Source organism: Streptomyces radicis (assembly GCF_003626575.1).
GTDB lineage: Bacteria > Actinomycetota > Actinomycetes > Streptomycetales > Streptomycetaceae > Streptomyces > Streptomyces radicis.
The window spans coordinates 57500-74496 of the sequence record NZ_RBDY01000008.1 but is presented as its reverse complement, the minus strand read 5'-3'; the positions used below and the strand labels follow the sequence as shown (position 1 = coordinate 74496).

Below are 16997 nucleotides of genomic sequence, written 5' to 3'. Positions count from 1 at the left end.
CGCCTCCCTGGAGCCGTCGTTCTACGCGAACGGCTCCCAGGACGTCGTGCCGGTGCTGGTGCCCGTGCTGGCGCCCGCGGAGGGACTGGCGCTCGCCGTGCCGTCGATCTCGCCGGTGACGGCGCCCTCTTCGCCGCCACCCTCCTCGCCGCCGCCCTGTTCCGCGCCGCCCTCCTCCGCGCCGCCCTGCTCGGCGCCGCCTTCCTCCGCGCCGCCTTCCTCGCCGCCGCCCTGTTCCGCGCCGCCCTCCTCGGCGCCGCCTTCCTCGCCGCCGCCGTCGCCGCCCGGGTCGCCGTTGGCGCCGCCGCCCGACGTGCCGCTCGTCGGCGGGTCGTCGGGCGGGTCGTCGGAGCCACCGGTCGAGCCACCGGTGGTGGTGCCACCGCCTGAGCCGCCCGTTCCCCCCGTGGTCGGGTCGGGCGGGGTGTTCTCTTCGGGGGTGCCGGGGGGTTCGGGGCTCTCGGACTCCTCGGCCGAGTCGGAGGGGCTCGGGCTCTCGCTCTCGCTCTCCTCGGGCGAGTCGCTCGGCGACTCGGCGGGGGCGGTGTCGTCATCGGTGGGGGTGTCGTCGAGCCGGGACGGGGTGGTGCGGCGGCTGTCGTCGGGCTCGGCGTCGTCGGAGTCGCCCCCGCTGACGCCGAGGGCCACGACGGTGCCGAGCACGGCGAGCAGGAGCGCGCCCGCCGCGGCGGCGACCGCGTTGCGCCGCGGGCCCGCGGGGGTCGCGGGCTCCTCGGCGTCCGCGCGGTGGAGCAGCTGCGTGGGGGTGTCATCTGGGCCGAACGGCCGCGCGAAGGCCTCGGACACGGGGGGTATGCCCTCGGGCGGGGTCTGGGCGCGGGGCGACGACAGGTCGTCGACCAGCGCGAGGGCCCGGCGGCCCGTCACCGCGCCGCCCGCGTCGGAGAGCACGCTGCGCAGCGCGATCGACGCCTCCAACTCCACGCGGGCGCGGTCGAGTTGTCCCTGGACGATGGCGAGGACGCCCAACTCGTGGTGGAAGTACGCCTGGTGGGCCACGTCGCCCGCGGCCCGCGCGGACTCCTGTCCGCTGCGCAGCACGCGTTCCCAGGCGCCCCAGCGCAGCGACGCGGCAAGCGGCGGGGCCGCGACGCGGGCGAGCGCCGCGACGGCGGCGGTGTGGCCCGCGCGCTGCGCCGACCTGACGGTGGCGAGCAGGACGTCGGCCTCGGCGGCGACCTCGGCCTCGGTGGCCTCGGGCCCCGCGAACCACCACGTGGAGTGGCGGGCGGCGGCCAAGGCGCGGTCGGCCGAGCCCTCGCCCATGCCCTCGGCGAGCAGCTCGCCGAGGAGGGCGGCGGGCACCCGGTCGCCGGGGCCCGAGGCCGTGAGCAGCCCGGAGTCCCGCAGCAGGCCGTGGTCGGCCGCGGTGACGGGGTGGCCGGTGAGGCCGGGTAGGCGCGCGGGGTCGGGGCACGCGCCGTCGAGCGCGACGGCGTGCCGCAGGATCACGCGGGCACCCTCGGGCAACGCCTTGACGAGGGTCGCGGTCAGGGTGGCGGCGTCGGGCAGCGGCGTTCGCGCGCCCTCGCCCCTGGCGCGCAGCACGGCGGCGGCCTGGACGAAGCGGAGCGGCAGTCCCTCGGTCTCGAACCACAGGTCGGCGGCCCAGTCGGTCTCGGCCTCGTCAAGCGGGCGCTCGATGGCGAGCTCGAGGAGCTCGAGGGCGGCGGTACGGCTGATGCCGCCGAGGAAGACCTCGTCGACGCGGGACTCGGAGACCGGCGGGGGAACGGTCGGCTCGGCCGCGATGAGGAACGCGCACTCCGGGGTGGCGTCGAGCAGCTCGTCGAGGGCCGCGCCGCCGAACTCGAGGTCGTCCAGGACGACGACGGCGCCGATCTGCCGCAGCGCGGCGGCCAGCTCGGGCCCTCCGGGGCGGTGGGCGGGGGTGTGGTGCACGGCGGAGTACAGCTCGTGCGACAGGTCATGAGGCGTGCGGCGATGGCCGTTGAGCCGTATCACGCCGTCGGGCGCCAGGTCCGCGCAGTCGCGCGCGACGGCGGCGAGCAGGGCGCTGCGGCCCACGCCCGAAGGCCCTGTGACGCGGACGGAACGGCCGCGCGCCAGCAGGCGGTAGAGCCTGGCGCGCTCCTCGTCACGCTCGAGCAGGGGCGCCGCGGGAGGCTCGTCGTCGGCCGGGCCCGCGGGCGCGCGACGCGGGGTGAGGGGGCGGCGGCCGGGCGGGCAGGACTCGATCTCGCTGCCGTCCACCGGGTTGACGGTGAGCAGGAAGTCGCCCGCGACCAGCTCGACAACGCGCGCGGGGCCGTCGTCCGCGGTCCCGGCGGGGGAGTTGAGGTCCATGGTCAGCGTCTCTCGGAAGCGGTGCGGCCGGGCGGCCGGTGGTGCCCACGCTACCGCCGCGTGTCCCGCACGTGATGGCCGGAGCCGTCCAACCCGCCCTTGTCTTCGGAGGATTATGAGGCGATGGTGAGAATGCGGTGCAGGCGGGTGGCCACCAACACGCGCTGCATCCGGGGCGGCACGTCCCGTAGCACCAGGCGGCGGCCGCAGCGGCCCGCCCTGCGGTGCGTGCCCATGATCACGCCGAGTCCCGTGGCATCCCACGAGTCCAGGTCCTTGAGGTCGAGCACGAGGTCCCCGTTGCCGGAATCGACGGCGTGGTGCAGGGCGAGTCTGGCGTCCGCGGCACTGCGCACGTCCAGTCGCCCGCCGACGACCAGCTCCGCGTGGTCGCCCTTGATGTGCATAAACGCTCCCCGCTGCCCATGAGGCGACTGTTGACGACTGTGTCCCACCGTTAAAAGTGACAGTTCTCTGGGTCTTGAGTTGCTGGCTGTGTTCAAACCGATACCGAAATCACCCGTGGAGGTGATCAGGGGAGATCGGTGGGCGCGGCGCGTGGGGCGTTCAGTAGGCGAAGAAGCCCTTGCCGCTCTTGCGGCCGAGATCCCCGGCGTCGACCATGCGGCGCATGATCTCGGGCGGCGCGAACTTGCCGTCGGCGGACTCGGTGTGGATGTTCTCGGTGGCGTGCATGAGGATGTCGACCCCGGTGAGGTCGGCGGTGGCGAGCGGGCCCATCGCGTGGCCGAAGCCGAGGCGGCACGCGGTGTCGATGTCCTCGGCCGTGGCCACGCCCGACTCGTAGAGCTTGACGGCCTCGACGACGAGCGCCGAGATGAGGCGGGTGGTGACGAACCCGGCCACGTCGCGCTCGACCACGATGCAGGTCTTGCCCGTCGACTCGGCGAACTCCCGTGCGGCGGCAAGCGTTTCGTCGCTGGTGCGGTGGCCGCGGACCAGCTCGCACAGGGCCATCACGGGGACCGGCGAGAAGAAGTGGGTGCCCACGACGCGCTCGGGGTGCGCGGTGGCGGCGGCGAGCTTGGTGATGGGGATGGCCGAGGTGTTGGAGGCCAGCACGGCGGTGTCCTTGACCAGCCCGTCGAGGGTGCGCAGCAGCTCCGCCTTGATGTCGAAGCGCTCGAAGACGGCCTCGACCACGATGTCGGCCTCGGCGGCGGCGTCGAGGTCGGTGGTCGTGGCCACGCGGCCCAGCGTCTCCTCCGCGAGCTCCGCCGTCAGCCTGCCCTTGGCCACGAACCTGCCGAGCGATGACTCGATGCCGGAGCGCGCCCGGGTCAGCGCGTCGTCCGTGAGGTCCCGCAGGGTCACCTCCCACCCGGCCTGCGCGGCGACCTGGGCGATGCCGGAGCCCATGAGTCCTGCACCGATGACGGCGAGCTTCCTGGCCACGTGTGATCTCCTTCGATGCGCGGCGACCCGGACCCCGAAGCGTATCGATCCGGAGGGGCCCTTGGGCGGGGAAGAGATGCGCGTCACGCCACCGACACGCGGGGACACGTGGGGACACACGGGTCAGTCAGCGGCGGGGCGGCGGGCGTGGTCAAGGACGCGAGGGCTCATCAGCTGCTCGGCCACCGCGAGCTTCTCCAGCATCAGCGCGGCCGTCGCGTCGGGCGAGCGCCGCTCGAGCGCGCACTCGCCCGCGGTGCGGTAGAGGTCGGACTGCAACGCCATCAGCTGACCCGCGATCACCTCGGCGACATGGTCGCCCGGCGCCGCCCCCGTCTCCTCGGCCAGCGTCTCCCTGAGCCGCTCCCCCGTCGCCTGCGTCATGCGCATGAAGCGGGTCATCAGCGTCACGGACCCCATGGCGACCCGCATGACGTCGTGGTGCCCCTCGTACAGGCCCACCCAGGGCCTGCGGTCGACGATGTCGCGCCGCAGGCCGCGCAGCACGGCCTCGACGGCCGACTCCCCGGGCGCCCGCTGCCTGACCCAGGCCGACGGGCGTTCGACGAGCGCGGCCTCGTGGTCGAAGAACAGCTCCTCCTTGGTCGGGAAGTAGTTGTACACGGTGTTCACCGAGACGTTGGCCGCCTCCGCGACCTCGGCGACCGTGACCGCGTCGAAGCCCCGCTCCCGGAACAGACCGGTGGCCACATCCGAAATCTGTTGCCTGGTCTGACGCTTCTTGCGTTCCCTGAGCCCGGCCATGACCTCATCGTAGCGATTCCTGATCAGCTCAGAACGTGCCGATGTCGCACCTCGGGGCCGTCCCCACCGGTCCGAGGGAACCCGGGGACCGCGGGGGCGCCACGCACCGCGCCCGGGCCCTACGCTCGGACCATGGTCAACCTCACCCGGATCTACACCCGCACCGGAGACACCGGCACCACGGCGCTCGGCGACATGAGCCGCACCGCCAAGACCGACCCGCGGATCGCCGCGTACGCCGACGCCAACGAGGCCAACGCCGCGATCGGCACCGCGCTGGCCCTCGGCGGGCTCCCCGACGACGTGCGCGCCGTCCTGGTCCGCGTGCAGAACGACCTCTTCGACGTCGGCGCCGACCTGAGCACCCCCGTCGTCCCCGACCCCGAACACCCGGCGCTGCGCGTCGAGCAGAGCTATGTCGACCGGCTCGAGGCGGACTGCGACGCGTTCCTCGCCGGGCTCGACAAGCTCCGCAGCTTCATCCTGCCCGGCGGCACCCCGGGCGCGGCCCTGCTCCACCAGGCGTGCACCGTCGTCCGCAGGGCCGAACGCTCCACGTGGGCCGCGTTGGAGACCCATGGCCCGACGATGAACGCCCTCACCGCGACCTATCTCAACCGCCTCTCCGACCTGCTTTTCATCCTCGCCCGCACGGCCAACAAGGAGACGGGCGACGTCCTGTGGGTCCCCGGCGAGAACCGCTGAACACTCAGGCCCGCGACTCCCGTTCGGCCGCCGCGCCCGCGGAGCCCTCCGCGCCCTCCGCGCCCTCGGGGGCCTTCTTGGGCCACACCGTGTAGGTCAGGGCGATCAGCGCGTGGATGCCGAGGACGCGCAGGCCCGTCCACTGCCACGCGCGCAGCGCCTCGGTGCGGTCGGCGTCGGCGATGGCCCAGATCATGGTCTGGAGCGCCGCGAGCGCGATGACCACGGCGATCAGCGTCATCGACCAGATCCGCCACTCGTGCGCCGCCCTGGCCGCGCCATGGCGCGGCGGCTTGGGCGGCTTCGGGGCGCCCGCGAAGCGGTGCGCGGCGTGCCCGTCGGCCCAGCGGATCGTGTAGTGCCCGTACGCCACGGTGAACCCCAGGTACAGCGCGGCCAGGCCGTGCGCCGCCGTCGGCTCGGCGCCACGCGCCAGGTCCACCGAGGTGGCCGTCAGCAGCAGCACGTCGATCAGCGGCACACACACCAGCAGAGCGGCCCCGAGCCGCGGCTTCCGCAGGCCGTAACGGGCCCCGAGCCCCGCGGCGAGCACCGCCCAGAAGCCGACCTCGGCGGCGGCGATCAGTCCCACGATCATGGCGCGTCCTCCCTCGCTCCCCACCACCCTGGCCGCTTCCCCGCCCCCGCCACGTCGGCCCGCGCGACGATTCGGGGGCGCGCGGCTGCACCGTTCGGACTACACCGTCCGACGGTGCCGCTCCGGGTCACGACGTGCTGTGATGGAGCCATGTCCCGTCCCGCGCCGCCGCACCGCCACGACGTGTGGATCGCGCTGGCGGGCCTGGCGGGCGGACTGCTCGGGATCGCCTTCGGCCTCTACACCGTGAACCCCGAGCGCGACCACGGCCCCGCCGTGCTCGTCGGCCTGCTGCTGATGTGCGGCGCCGAGCTGCTGCGCCGCACCGCGCCCGGGTGGGCGCTGGGCATCGCCGTGGTCGCGCTGGTCGTCGACATCGCGACGGGCGGCCTGCTCGCCGTCCTGGTGATGTTCACCGACGTGCTGTACGCCACGACGCTCTACGGCCCCGCCAGGGTGGCCAGGGCCCTGGCGCCCGGCAGCGTCGTCTTCTCCGTGGCCGCGACGGTCGGCACCCTCGCGTGGCTGCGCGCGCCCGAGGCGCTGCTGCTCGGCGTGCTCGCCGCCGGGGTCACCGCCACCCCGGTGTGGACCGGGCTCATGCTCAGGCAGCACCGCGAGGCCGCGGCGGCCGAGCGGCTGCGCGCCGAACAGACCGCGCTGCTCGCCGAGATGGACCGCGCGCAGGCGGTCGCGGCCGAGCGCTCCCGGATGGCGCGCGAGCTGCACGACCGCGTCGCCAACCACCTCTCCGCGATCGCCATCCACGCCACCGCGGCACTGACCCTGGACGAGCGCGACGCCGCGCGCGACGCCCTCGGGGTGATCAGGGAGAACAGCACCCAGGGCCTGACCGAGATGCGCCGCCTGATCGGCCTGCTGCGCGAGGCGGGCGGCGGGCACGCCGTCGAGGCGTCGCCCAGCCTCGACGCCCTCGACGCGCTGCTCGGCCACGCGGAGCGGGCGGGCGCGGCGGGCGGCCTGACGTTCAAGGGCCTGGACGAACGCCCGCCGCGCGCCGCCCGGTTGTCCACGCCGGTCGAGCTGGCCGCGTACCGCATCGTGCAGGAGGCGCTGGCCAACGCGGTCAAGCACGCCGCCCCCGGCGAGGTCACCGTGGTGCTGCGGCAGGACGCGGGGGCGCTCACGGTCACCGTCACCAGCCCGTTCCACGAGCGCACGCCGTCTCGCGCGCCCGGCGCGGGCGCCGGGCTCATCGGGATGCGCGAGCGCGTCGACCTGCTCGACGGCGCGTTCGCCGCGGGGCCCACCGGCGCGCACCGCTGGCGCGTCCACGCCGAACTCCCCCTGGGTGAAGGGAAGTCCCCCGCATGACCCCGATCAGGGTGCTGGTCGCCGAGGACCAGGCCGCCGTGCGCCACGGACTGGTGCTGATCCTGCGCAGCGCCTCCGACATCGAGGTGGTGGGCGAGGCCGCCGACGGCGAGGAGGCGGTCCGCCTCGCCCGCGCGCTGCGCCCCGACCTCGTGCTGATGGACGTTCAGATGCCGCGGCTCGACGGCGTCTCGGCGACCGCGCGCGTCACGGGCGAGGGTCTCGCCGAGGTGCTCGTGCTGACGACGTTCGACTTCGACGAGTACGTCTTCGGCGCCCTGCGCGCGGGCGCCGGCGGCTTCCTGCTCAAGGACAGCGACGCGCCCACCCTGCTCACCGCGGTCCGCACGGTCGCCGCGGGCGAGGGGCTGATCGCGCCCGCGGTCACCCGCAGGCTCATCGCCGAGTTCGCCCGCTCCTCCCCCGCGCCCGCGCCCCCCGCCCCCGGCACCGGCCGCCTCGCCGCCCTGACCCCGCGCGAGCGCGAGGTGCTCGCCCAGGTCGGCGCGGGCCTGTCCAACGCCGAGATCGCCGACCGGCTGCGGATGGCCGAGGCCACCGTGAAGACCCATGTCAGCCGCATCCTGAACAAGCTCGGCCTGCGCAGCCGCGTCCAGGCGGCCATCCTGGCCCAGGAGTCGGGCACGACCCCGGAGTGAGCGGCACCGGATGGGCGTTCCGGGTGGGCGCCCCCGGATGAGCGCCCCCGGATGAGCAACGCCCCGCCCCCACTCGGCCCATCACCGGGGGCGGCACGCGCCGACGTCACCACAGACTGAGGCCATGGCAGACCAGCAGCAACGACGTGGCGGCCGCGGCTCCTCGGGCCCTCCGCCCGTGCGCGGCCCCTCGGGCGCGGCACGGCGTGCGTGCCGACGCCTGGAGAAGCTGACGGGCCACTCGGTGGACGGCGTCTCGGCCGTGCACCGCGAGGAGGACGGCTGGCGCGTGTGCGTCGACGTACTCGAAGTGCCCCGCATCCCCGACACCACCAGTCTGATGGCCACCTACGAGGTCGAGCTGGACGAGGACGGGCGGCTCCGCCAGTACCGCCGCGTGCGCCGCTACCGGCGCTGCGCGACCGACGACTACTGCTGAGGAGCAGCGCCATGACCGTTCCCACCGTCTACCGCGACGACGCGTGCCTCCAGCCGCGCACCGGCACCCTGTACGACGTCATCGACATCATCCTCGACCGCGGCATGGTCATCGATGTCTTCCTGCGCGTCTCGCTCGTGGGCATCGAGATCGTGAAGGTCGACATAAGGATCGTCATCGCCAGCGTCGACACGTATCTCCGCTTCGCCGAGGTGTGCAACCGCATCGACCTGGAGACCGACGCCCACAGCCGCACGCTCCCCGACTTCATCGAGGGCATGAGCAGGGGCGGCGTGAAGCACAGGGCGGAGCGGAAGGCCGTGCGCGGCGCGGGCTCGAAGGTCAAGGAGGCCGTCACGGGCAAGGGGGACAACGGCGGCAACGGGGGCAACGGCGGCTCAAGGCGGAAGTCCCGCCGCAAGGACGAGGAGGACTGAACGTGGCAGGAGCGCACGTGTACGTCTACGGCATCATCCGCGCGGGGCACGAGCTGCCACCCGGGCGGCAGGGCGTCGGCTCGCCCCCGGCCCGGCTGCGCAAGCTGTGCGAGCGGTCGCTCGCCGCGGTGGTCAGCGAGGCGCCCGACAGCCTGCTGGCCCGCCGCCGCGACCTGCTGGCCCACCAGGAGACGCTGCTGGCCCTCGCCGACGAGGGCCCGGTGCTGCCCATGCGCTTCGGCGTGGTCTCCCCCGACGAGTCCGCGGTCGCCAAGCGGCTGGCCGAGGGCGAGCAGGAGCACCTGGACACGCTCGAACGCCTCGCCGGGCGGCTCGAGATGAACCTCAAGGTGTTCTCGGTCGAGGACGGCCTCGCCGACCTGGTGCGGGAGGACGCCACCGTGCGGCGGCTGCGCGAGGCCGCGCAGCGGCGCCCCGGGTACGAGGCCAGCGTCAGGCTCGGCGAGGCCGTGGCCGCGGGGCTCCAGCGCAGGGCGGCGGCCGCCGCGGCCGAGGCGTTGCGCCTGCTGACCCCGCTCTCCGAGGCCACCGCGCCAGGGCCCGACGTGCCCGGGTGCGTGCGGAACATCTCCTTCCTGGTGCCGCGGCACGCCGTCGACGCGTTCCGCTCCGAGGCCACGCGCTGCGCCACCCGCCTGGTGTCGCACGCGGAGGTGCGGGTCAGCGGCCCGCTGCCGTGCTTCAGCTTCGTCCCCGCCGCCACCCACGACGGCGCGCCCGCGGCCGCGGGGCACTGACATGGGGCTGATCTCCGGGCTGCTCCTGTTGCCGCTCGCGCCCGCGCGCGGCGTGGGCTGGGTGGCGAACCGCGTCGCCGACGCCGCCGACCGCGAGTACCGCTCACCCGGCCCGCTGATGGCGCGGCTCGCGGCGCTCCACCGCGACCTGGAGTGCGGCGCCATCGACCAGGAGGAGTTCGAACGCCAGGAGGAGATCGTGCTCACCCGCCTTGAACGGCTCCGCGCCGGAGACCAGGGAGAACAGCGAGGCCACTGAATGGAACAGCACACCAAGGCGGCCCTCGCCGCCGGGATCGCGAGCGGCTACCTGCTCGGCCGCCGCCGCAAGGCCAAGCTCGCCTTCGCCGTGGCCACCTATGTGGTCGGGCGGCGGTTCCGCCTGCGCCCGCGGGACCTCGCGGGCGAGGGCGTGCGGCGCCTGAAGGACAACGAGCACGTCGCCCAGCTGACCGGGCAGATCCGCGGCGAGCTGCTGCACGCGGGCAGGTCCGCGGCCACCACCGCGGCGAACCACCACCTCACCGGGCTCGCCGAGACGCTGCGCAGCCGCACCGAGGCCCTGGCCGCCCACACGCCGGGCGCGCACGACGGCGACGCGCCGGAGCGCGAAGGCGACTCCCGGGCGCGCGACGGGAGTTGCCCGCCCGCCTCCGCGTCAGAGCTGGCGGACGAGGCCGAGGAGGAGACCGCCGAGCCCAAGCGGCCCAAGAGCCGCGGCCACGGCAGCCGCACCGGCAAGAAGGCGGCGCGCGGCAAGGCCGACCGGATCATGGGCGGGAGGTGAGCGGCCATGAGCGAGGAGACCCAGGAGAAGACCGGAAAGGGCGGCTCGAACGGCCAGGCCAAGGCCCAGGACGGCATCGGGCAGAGCCTGGAACGGCTGCGCCACGAGCTGACCGGCTTCCTCGGGGCCCAGGTCAAGCAGCTCGCCGACAAGGCGGGCGAGCGGATCACGGGGCTGACGGAACGTCTGGGCGAGGCGGAGAAGGGCCCGTTGCCCCAGGTCGGCAAGCGCCTCATGGGCGGGGAGTCCCCGGCCAAGGCCATGACCGCCGAGGGCGCCAAGGACGTCAAGGGCAAGACCGTCGACAAGGTCAAGGGCGCCATGGGCGGAGGCGGTGGTGGCGGCGGGGACGAAGGCGACGGCGGGGGCGGCAAGTCGGGCGACACCAAGGTGACCAGCGTCATCGAGACCATCGACGTGGGCGTGCCGCTGACCGAGGCGTACAACCACTGGACCACGTTCGAGGGCTTCGGCGACTTCATGAAGGGCGTCCAGAGCGTCGAGCGCGACGACGAGAACCCCGCCGAGTCCAGCTGGAAGCTCAAGATCGGCCCGTCGAACCGCGACTGGAAGGCCACCGTAAGGACCCAGATCCCCGACGAGCGCATCGAGTGGACGTCGGAGGGCTCCAAGGGCAGCACGCGCGGCGTGGTCACGTTCCACGAGCTGGCGCCCAAGCTGACCCGGATCGTGCTGGTCCTCGAGTACTACCCGGAGGGCTTCTTCGAGAAGACCGCCAACCTCTGGCGCGCCCAGGGCCGCCGCACGCGCCTCGACCTCAAGCACTTCCAGCGCCAGGTGACCCTGGCCGCCGACGAGGTGCCCGAGGGCTGGCGCGGCGAGATCCGCGACGGCGAAGTCGTCCGCGACCACGGCGAGTCCGAGCCCCGCGACCAGGGCGGAGACGAGGACGACGACGAGAACGACGAGGACGAGAACGAGAGCGAGGACAACGACGATGACGATGGCGAGGACAACGAAGGGGACGACGAGGATGACGACGAGGAGCAGCGGTGACGCAGACCCGCAGGACGCTTGAGGCCTACGAGCCCCTCGAGCCGTATCCGCCGAGGACCGCCAACCTCGCCGACATCCTGGAGCGCATCCTCGACAAGGGCATCGTCATCGCGGGCGACATCAAGATCGACCTGCTCGACATCGAGCTGCTGACCATCCGGCTGCGGCTCTTCATCTCCTCCGTCGACACCGCGCGCAAGGCGGGCGTCAACTGGTGGGAGACCGAGCCCGCCCTCTCCACCCGCGCCAACCAGGACGCGCTGGCCGACGAGAACCGCCGCCTGCGCGAACGCCTCGACAGCCTGGAGACCTCGCGGGAGTGCCTCGCGGGCGACACCCCGAGGGCCAAGCGGCGGAAGGAGCGCCCCACCCCATGACCGAGCTGACCGAGCCCGCCACCTCGGCCGAACCCTCCACCGCCACCTATGTGTTCGCCGTCTGCCGCGCCACCGACGCGCCCGCCCTCGCCACGGCGCGCGGCCACGGCGACGGCGGCGAGGTCAGGGCGCTGCCCGCGGGCACGCTCGCCGCCGTGGTCCAGGAGGTCCCCACCGCGGCGCACGACGAGGAGGCGCTGCGCCGGCGCCTGTCCGAACGCACCGAGCTGGAACGTTACGCCCGCGCCCACCACGAGGTCGTCGCCGCGGTGTGCGAGGCCGTCACCGCGGTGCCCCTGCCGCTCGCCACCCTCTACCGCGGCGAGGAACGCGCCCGGCGCGCGCTGGCCGAGCGCGAGGCGCGCTTCCACCGGATCCTCGACCGGGTGGAGGGCTGCGCCGAGTGGGGCGTCAAGGTGTGGGCGCTGGCCCGCCCTTCGGCGCCCGGCGGGCCGGAGCCCGCCACCGGGGGCGACGACGAGAGCCCGGCGGGGAGTTCGGGCCGCGCCTATCTCGAGCGGCTGCGCGGCAGGCAGCGGGCCCGCGAGGCCAGGCAGCACGCCGCCTGGACGGCCGCCGAGCGCGTCGACGCGGCGCTCCGCCCGCTCGCCGTCGCCTCCCGCCGCCTGCGCGCCCAGGGCCAGGACCCCGCCCAGGGCGGCTCGGGAAACCAGCTGCTCAACGCCGCCTACCTCGTCCGCCGCGACGGCGCCGCCGCCCTCGCCACCGCACTGCGCGCGCTGAACGACGCCCCCGACACCGGCGACCAGGTGCGGATCGAGGTCACGGGCCCATGGGCGCCGTACTCGTTCGCGGACGGAACCGACGCGGCCGACGAGACGCACACGGAGGCCCCCGATGGCGCGGGATGAGCTGGTCCCCTGGCAGGACCCCGAGGGCCCGAGCCTCCCCCTCGGCGTCCCCCTGGTCGACCTGCTCGACCGCGTGCTCGCCGCCGGCGTGGTGATCAACGGCGACGTCGTGATCGCCATCGCCGAAGTCCCCCTGGTCCGGCTGTCGCTGCGCGCGCTGCTCGCGTCCGTCAGCGACCGCGTTCCCGCCCCGTGGGCCGACGGGGGCCCGCTGTGACCGCGCGCCTGAACCTCGACGCGGACAGCGTCGGCAGGGACCTGGCCGCGCTGGTGCTCACCGTGGTCGAATTGCTGCGCCAGCTCACCGAGCGGCAGGCGCTGCGCCGCGTCGACGCGGGTGAGCTGACCGAGGAGCAGGTCGAGCGCGTCGGCACCACGCTGATGCTCCTCGACGACCGGATGGGCCAGCTGCGCGAGCACTTCGGGCTGCGCCCCGAGGATCTGAACCTCGATCTGGGCCCGTTGGGGTCGCTCCTCCCGCTGGACTCCTGACGGGCGGCGGGGCGCGTTCCGCCAATCATCCTTTGGTACAGACCTATTGACCTGTGGTCCAGACCACTCTACGCTCACCGCATCTGCAAGTGAGCACGACATGACAAACACAGCGTGCTCGCGGGCGGCGCAGATTCTTCCCCCCGATCTGTCCGACCGACCTCAGGAGCTTCCTTGTCGAGCCCCGCGACCCCCCCACGCCTCGGCGGCCTCTTCCGAAAAGTCGCCGCACTGCTGGCCGTGATCGCCCTTCCCCTCACCATGGCGGCCCAGAGCGGCTCGGCCCAGGCCGCGGCCCAGCAGCCAGGTGAGCGCGTCAACCTCGGCTACTTCGCCGAGTGGGGCGTGTACGACCGCGGCTACCACGTCAAGAACATCGTCGACTCGGGTACCGCCGAGGACATCACGCACATCAACTACGCGTTCGGCAACGTCACAGGCGGCGAGTGCACCCTCGGCGACTCCTACGCCGCCTACGAACGCGCCTACACCGCCGCCGAGTCCGTCAGCGGCCAGGCCGACACGTGGGACCAGCCCCTGCGCGGCAACTTCAACCAGCTGCTCCAGCTCAAGGAGGCCTACCCCGACATCAAGGTGGTCTGGTCCTTCGGCGGCTGGTCATGGTCAGGCGGCTTCGGCCAGGCCATGCAGGACCCGCAGCGGTTCGCCCAGTCCTGCTACGACCTCGTCAACGACCCGCGCTGGGAGGGCCTGTTCGACGGCATCGACCTCGACTGGGAGTACCCCAACGCGTGCGGCCTCACGTGTGACACCAGCGGGCCCGAGGTCTTCGAGGAGATGATGAGCACCTTCCGCAGCGTCTTCGGCGACCAGCTGGTCACCGCCGCGATCACCGCGGACGCCTCCGACGGCGGCAAGATCGACGCCGCCGACTACGCCGGAGGAGCCCAACACGCCGACCACATCGCGGTGATGACCTATGACTTCTTCGGCGGCTTCACCCCGGCAGGGCCCACCGCCCCGCACTCGCCGCTGACGTCCTACGACGGCATCCCCGCCGAGGGCTTCAACAGCGAGGCCGCCATCGACAAGCTGATCGCCCAGGGCGTTCCCGCCGAGAAGCTGCTGCTCGGCATCGGCTTCTACGGCCGCGGCTGGACGGGCGTCACCCAGAGCGCGCCAGGCGGCACCGCCACAGGGGCCGCGCCAGGCACCTACGAGGCGGGCATCGACGACTACAAGGTGCTCATCGACGAGTGCCCGCCCACCGGCACCGTCGCCGGCACGGCCTACGCCCACTGCGGCAACGAGTGGTGGAGCTACGACACCCCCGAGACCATCGTCGACAAGATGGCCTGGGCCAACGACCGCGACCTCGGCGGGGCGTTCTTCTGGGAGCTCTCCGGCGACACCGCGGACGGCCAGCTGGTGAACGCCATCGAGACCGGGCTGGGCTGACCTCCCTCGTCACCCACGCCCACGAACGGGCCGGACAGGCGGACCGCCCCCGCCTGTCCGGCCCTCGGCGTTCCCCGGGGGCGTCCAAGCCGCGGAGGCACGGGCCGCGAGGGCCAGGCCCTCAGGCGACGTTGACCCGCTGCCCCGGAGGCGCGGCCTCGAGCCAGGCGAGGAAGCCGGTCAACGCGTCCTCGCTCATGGCCAACTCAACGTCGCGGCCGTCGTGCCGACAACTCAGCACGACGGCCCCTGGCAGCAGCGCCAGCTCCTCCTCACCCAGCGGGTGACGGCGGTCCCGCACCTGGATGCGGTCGCGCTGGAGCGAACAGCGTGGACGTGGCGCGTACGAGAAGACGCGGAACCACTCCACATGATCGCCGTTGTAGCGGGCCACTCCGTAGAGCCAGCCCTTCCCAGGCGACTGTCCCGAGCGCGGCGGCGCGAACCGCGCGCTGCAATCGAACGTGCCACCGGGGCGCTGGATCAGCCGCCGCCTGGCGCCGAAGGCGAACAGACCGGCGACCAGGGCGAACAGCACCGAGCCGATCACCACGAACAGCGCGAGGACCATCTCGACCGACCTCCTCGCCTGTGGTGTCCCTGTGTGCCCGGTGCCGCGACCCTCTCCACGTCTCCGTGCGTGTCAGTGCCCCGCCGACACGGCCGCGAGCCGGACGTCGGCGCGCCCCTCGGCCGCCTCGTCCTGCTCCGTCCGTGCCTGCTCACGCGCACGCTCGGCGCGCTCCACGTCGATCTCCTCCGCCAGCTCGGCGATCTCCGCGAGCAGCGACAGCTTACCGTCCGTGTATGAAAGGAAACCGCCATGCACCGCGGCCACCACGGTGCCCTCGCCGGTCGCGCCCGCGGTGCGGATCGTCACCGCGCCGGGGCGGAGAACGGCGAGCAACGGCTGGTGCCCCGGCATGATGCCGATGTCGCCCGAGGTGGTGCGCGCGACGACCAGGCTGGCCTCTCCCGACCACACCTGACGGTCGGCGGCGACCAGCTCGACGTGCAGCTCAGCCACGATGGCTCCTCATTCCTGGGAGTGGTCCCTGTCTGATCGAAGGATAGTTGGCCCGCACACGCACCCGGGGGGCGGGGTCACCTGACCCCGCCCCGCCGGGTACCGCGCTCGTGGCGTCAGGAAACGCCCAGCTTCTTGGCCTTGGCCTTGAGGTCGTCCAGGCCACCGCACATGAAGAACGCCTGCTCGGGGAAGTGGTCGTACTCGCCGTCGGCGATCGCGTTGAACGCGGAGATCGACTCGTCGAGCGGCACGTCCGAGCCGTCAAGGCCGGTGAACTGCTTCGCCGCGTGGGTGTTCTGCGACAGGAAGCGCTCGATCCTGCGGGCCCGGCTGACCGTGAGCTTGTCCTCCTCGCTCAGCTCGTCCATGCCGAGGATCGCGATGATGTCCTGGAGGTCCTTGTACTTCTGGAGGATCCCCTTGACCCGCGAGGCGCACTCGTAGTGGTCCTGCGAGACATACCGCGGGTCCAGGATGCGGGACGTCGAGTCCAGCGGGTCGACCGCCGGGTAGATGCCCTTCTCCGAGATGGGCCGGGAGAGCACCGTGGTGGCGTCCAGGTGGGCGAACGTGGTGGCGGGCGCCGGGTCGGTCAGGTCGTCCGCGGGCACGTAGATCGCCTGCATCGAGGTGATCGAGTGGCCACGGGTCGAGGTGATGCGCTCCTGGAGCACGCCCATCTCGTCCGCGAGGTTCGGCTGGTAGCCCACCGCGGACGGCATGCGGCCGAGCAGCGTGGAGACCTCGGAACCGGCCTGCGTGAAGCGGAAGATGTTGTCGATGAAGAACAGCACATCCTGCTTCTGCACATCGCGGAAGTACTCCGCCATGGTCAGGCCCGCGAGCGCGACGCGCAGCCGGGTGCCGGGGGGCTCGTCCATCTGCCCGAAGACCAGCGCGGTCTGCGGGAGCACGCCCGACTCGTCCATCTCCACGATCAGGTCGTTGCCCTCACGGGTGCGCTCGCCGACGCCGGCGAACACGGAGACGCCCTCGTGCAGCTTCGCCACACGCATGATCATTTCCTGGATGAGCACGGTCTTGCCCACGCCCGCGCCGCCGAACAGGCCGATCTTGCCGCCCTTGACGTACGGGGTCAGCAGGTCGATGACCTTCAGACCGGTCTCGAACATCTCGGTCTTCGACTCGAGCTGGTCGAACGCCGGGGCCTGGCGGTGGATCTCCCACCGCTCGCCGATCTCCGACTCGGCCTCGGGCTCGTTCAGGATGCGGCCCAGGGTGTTGAACACCCGGCCCTTGGTCACGTCGCCGACCGGCACCGTGATGCCCGAGCCCGTGTCCGTCACCGGGGCCTGGCGGACCAGGCCGTCGTTGGGCTCCAGGGCGATGGTGCGCACGACGCCCTCGCCCAGGTGCTGCGCCACCTCGAGGGTCAGCGTCTTGGTCTCGCCCTCGTGCGCCGGGTCGGCGATCTGCACATGGAGGGCGTTGTAGATCTCCGGCATGGTGTCGACGGGGAACTCCACGTCGACGACCGGCCCGATCACTCGGGCGACACGGCCCGTCGCGACCCGTTCGGTGGCCGCCTCAGCAGTGGTCATG

General features: G+C 73.2%; 22 protein-coding genes. 14 read left to right on the top strand and 8 right to left on the bottom strand.

The window, feature by feature from the left end:
- Positions 1-21 precede the first annotated feature (21 nt).
- The 4 genes from D7318_RS13600 to D7318_RS13585 all read right to left on the bottom strand — a co-directional run bounded on the left by D7318_RS13600 (position 22) and on the right by D7318_RS13585 (position 4509).
- Positions 22-2328 carry an ATP-binding protein gene (locus D7318_RS13600; RefSeq protein ID WP_120697218.1) on the bottom strand — a complete coding sequence of 769 codons (2307 nt, stop codon included), beginning with the start codon at positions 2326-2328 and terminating at the stop codon, positions 22-24.
- A gap of 113 nt (positions 2329-2441) precedes the next feature.
- Positions 2442-2735, bottom strand: coding sequence for an STAS domain-containing protein (locus D7318_RS13595; protein ID WP_120697217.1), 294 nt, complete (start codon positions 2733-2735; stop codon positions 2442-2444).
- Between the two features lie 160 nt (positions 2736-2895).
- Entirely contained in the window at positions 2896-3744 is an 849-nt protein-coding gene (locus D7318_RS13590; protein WP_120697216.1) for a 3-hydroxyacyl-CoA dehydrogenase family protein, read from the bottom strand.
- Between the two features lie 123 nt (positions 3745-3867).
- Positions 3868-4509, bottom strand: a complete 642-nt coding sequence (locus D7318_RS13585; RefSeq protein WP_120697215.1) for a TetR/AcrR family transcriptional regulator — start codon at positions 4507-4509, stop codon at positions 3868-3870.
- A 132-nt stretch (positions 4510-4641) separates the two neighbouring features.
- Between D7318_RS13585 and D7318_RS13580 the strand changes: the two genes are divergently transcribed.
- The gene (locus D7318_RS13580; protein WP_120697214.1) at positions 4642-5214 is read left to right on the top strand and encodes a cob(I)yrinic acid a,c-diamide adenosyltransferase; all 573 of its coding nucleotides are present in this window, start codon (positions 4642-4644) and stop codon (positions 5212-5214) included.
- Positions 5215-5218: 4 nt separating this feature from the next.
- Here the strand turns inward: D7318_RS13580 and D7318_RS13575 are convergent, their stop codons facing one another.
- Positions 5219-5812, bottom strand: a complete 594-nt coding sequence (locus tag D7318_RS13575; RefSeq protein ID WP_120697213.1) for a hypothetical protein — start codon at positions 5810-5812, stop codon at positions 5219-5221.
- Between the two features lie 150 nt (positions 5813-5962).
- Between D7318_RS13575 and D7318_RS13570 the strand changes: the two genes are divergently transcribed.
- The 13 genes from D7318_RS13570 (at position 5963) to D7318_RS13510 (ending at position 14404) form a co-directional block, all read left to right on the top strand.
- A complete protein-coding gene (locus tag D7318_RS13570; RefSeq protein WP_120697212.1) occupies positions 5963-7147 on the top strand; it encodes a sensor histidine kinase in 1185 nt (394 codons plus the stop codon).
- The gene (locus D7318_RS13565) at positions 7144-7806 is read left to right on the top strand and encodes a response regulator (protein WP_120697211.1); all 663 of its coding nucleotides are present in this window, start codon (positions 7144-7146) and stop codon (positions 7804-7806) included. Before D7318_RS13570 ends, D7318_RS13565 begins: the two co-directional genes overlap by 4 nt.
- Positions 7807-7930: 124 nt before the next feature.
- A complete protein-coding gene (locus D7318_RS13560) occupies positions 7931-8245 on the top strand; it encodes a gas vesicle protein GvpO (RefSeq protein ID WP_120697210.1) in 315 nt (104 codons plus the stop codon).
- A gap of 11 nt (positions 8246-8256) precedes the next feature.
- Complete coding sequence (gene gvpJ / locus D7318_RS13555) at positions 8257-8682, top strand: gas vesicle protein GvpJ (RefSeq protein ID WP_120697209.1); 426 nt, start codon at positions 8257-8259, stop codon at positions 8680-8682.
- A gap of 2 nt (positions 8683-8684) precedes the next feature.
- Positions 8685-9440, top strand: a complete 756-nt coding sequence (locus D7318_RS13550) for a GvpL/GvpF family gas vesicle protein (protein ID WP_120697208.1) — start codon at positions 8685-8687, stop codon at positions 9438-9440.
- Between the two features lies 1 nt (position 9441).
- On the top strand, positions 9442-9699 hold the full coding sequence (locus D7318_RS13545) for a gas vesicle protein GvpG (RefSeq protein WP_120697207.1): 258 nt from the start codon (positions 9442-9444) through the stop codon (positions 9697-9699).
- Positions 9700-10227 (top strand): hypothetical protein, encoded by a 528-nt coding sequence (locus D7318_RS13540; RefSeq protein ID WP_120697206.1) that lies wholly within the window; start codon positions 9700-9702, stop codon positions 10225-10227. It abuts the gene before it with no gap.
- 6 nt (positions 10228-10233) lie between these two features.
- Positions 10234-11244: an SRPBCC family protein gene (locus D7318_RS13535; protein WP_120697205.1), complete on the top strand. Its 1011-nt coding sequence runs from the start codon at positions 10234-10236 to the stop codon at positions 11242-11244.
- The gene (locus D7318_RS13530; RefSeq protein ID WP_120697204.1) at positions 11241-11621 is read left to right on the top strand and encodes a gas vesicle protein; all 381 of its coding nucleotides are present in this window, start codon (positions 11241-11243) and stop codon (positions 11619-11621) included. Before D7318_RS13535 ends, D7318_RS13530 begins: the two co-directional genes overlap by 4 nt.
- Positions 11618-12493: a GvpL/GvpF family gas vesicle protein gene (locus tag D7318_RS13525; protein WP_120697203.1), complete on the top strand. Its 876-nt coding sequence runs from the start codon at positions 11618-11620 to the stop codon at positions 12491-12493. The genes D7318_RS13530 and D7318_RS13525 overlap by 4 nt, the downstream gene beginning before the upstream one ends.
- Complete coding sequence (locus D7318_RS13520) at positions 12480-12710, top strand: gas vesicle protein (protein ID WP_120697202.1); 231 nt, start codon at positions 12480-12482, stop codon at positions 12708-12710. Before D7318_RS13525 ends, D7318_RS13520 begins: the two co-directional genes overlap by 14 nt.
- On the top strand, positions 12707-12985 hold the full coding sequence (locus D7318_RS13515) for a gas vesicle protein K (protein ID WP_120697201.1): 279 nt from the start codon (positions 12707-12709) through the stop codon (positions 12983-12985). The genes D7318_RS13520 and D7318_RS13515 overlap by 4 nt, the downstream gene beginning before the upstream one ends.
- 174 nt (positions 12986-13159) lie before the next feature.
- On the top strand, positions 13160-14404 hold the full coding sequence (locus D7318_RS13510) for a glycoside hydrolase family 18 protein (RefSeq protein ID WP_408055485.1): 1245 nt from the start codon (positions 13160-13162) through the stop codon (positions 14402-14404).
- Between the two features lie 121 nt (positions 14405-14525).
- On the opposite strand, the gene D7318_RS13505 is transcribed toward D7318_RS13510, so the two are convergent.
- The 3 genes from D7318_RS13505 to atpD form a co-directional block, all read right to left on the bottom strand.
- Positions 14526-14975: a DUF2550 domain-containing protein gene (locus tag D7318_RS13505; protein WP_120697200.1), complete on the bottom strand. Its 450-nt coding sequence runs from the start codon at positions 14973-14975 to the stop codon at positions 14526-14528.
- Positions 14976-15047: 72 nt separating this feature from the next.
- Entirely contained in the window at positions 15048-15431 is a 384-nt protein-coding gene (locus D7318_RS13500) for a F0F1 ATP synthase subunit epsilon (RefSeq protein ID WP_120697199.1), read from the bottom strand.
- Between the two features lie 116 nt (positions 15432-15547).
- The gene (atpD, locus tag D7318_RS13495; protein ID WP_120697198.1) at positions 15548-16996 is read right to left on the bottom strand and encodes a F0F1 ATP synthase subunit beta; all 1449 of its coding nucleotides are present in this window, start codon (positions 16994-16996) and stop codon (positions 15548-15550) included.
- Position 16997 lies beyond the last annotated feature (1 nt).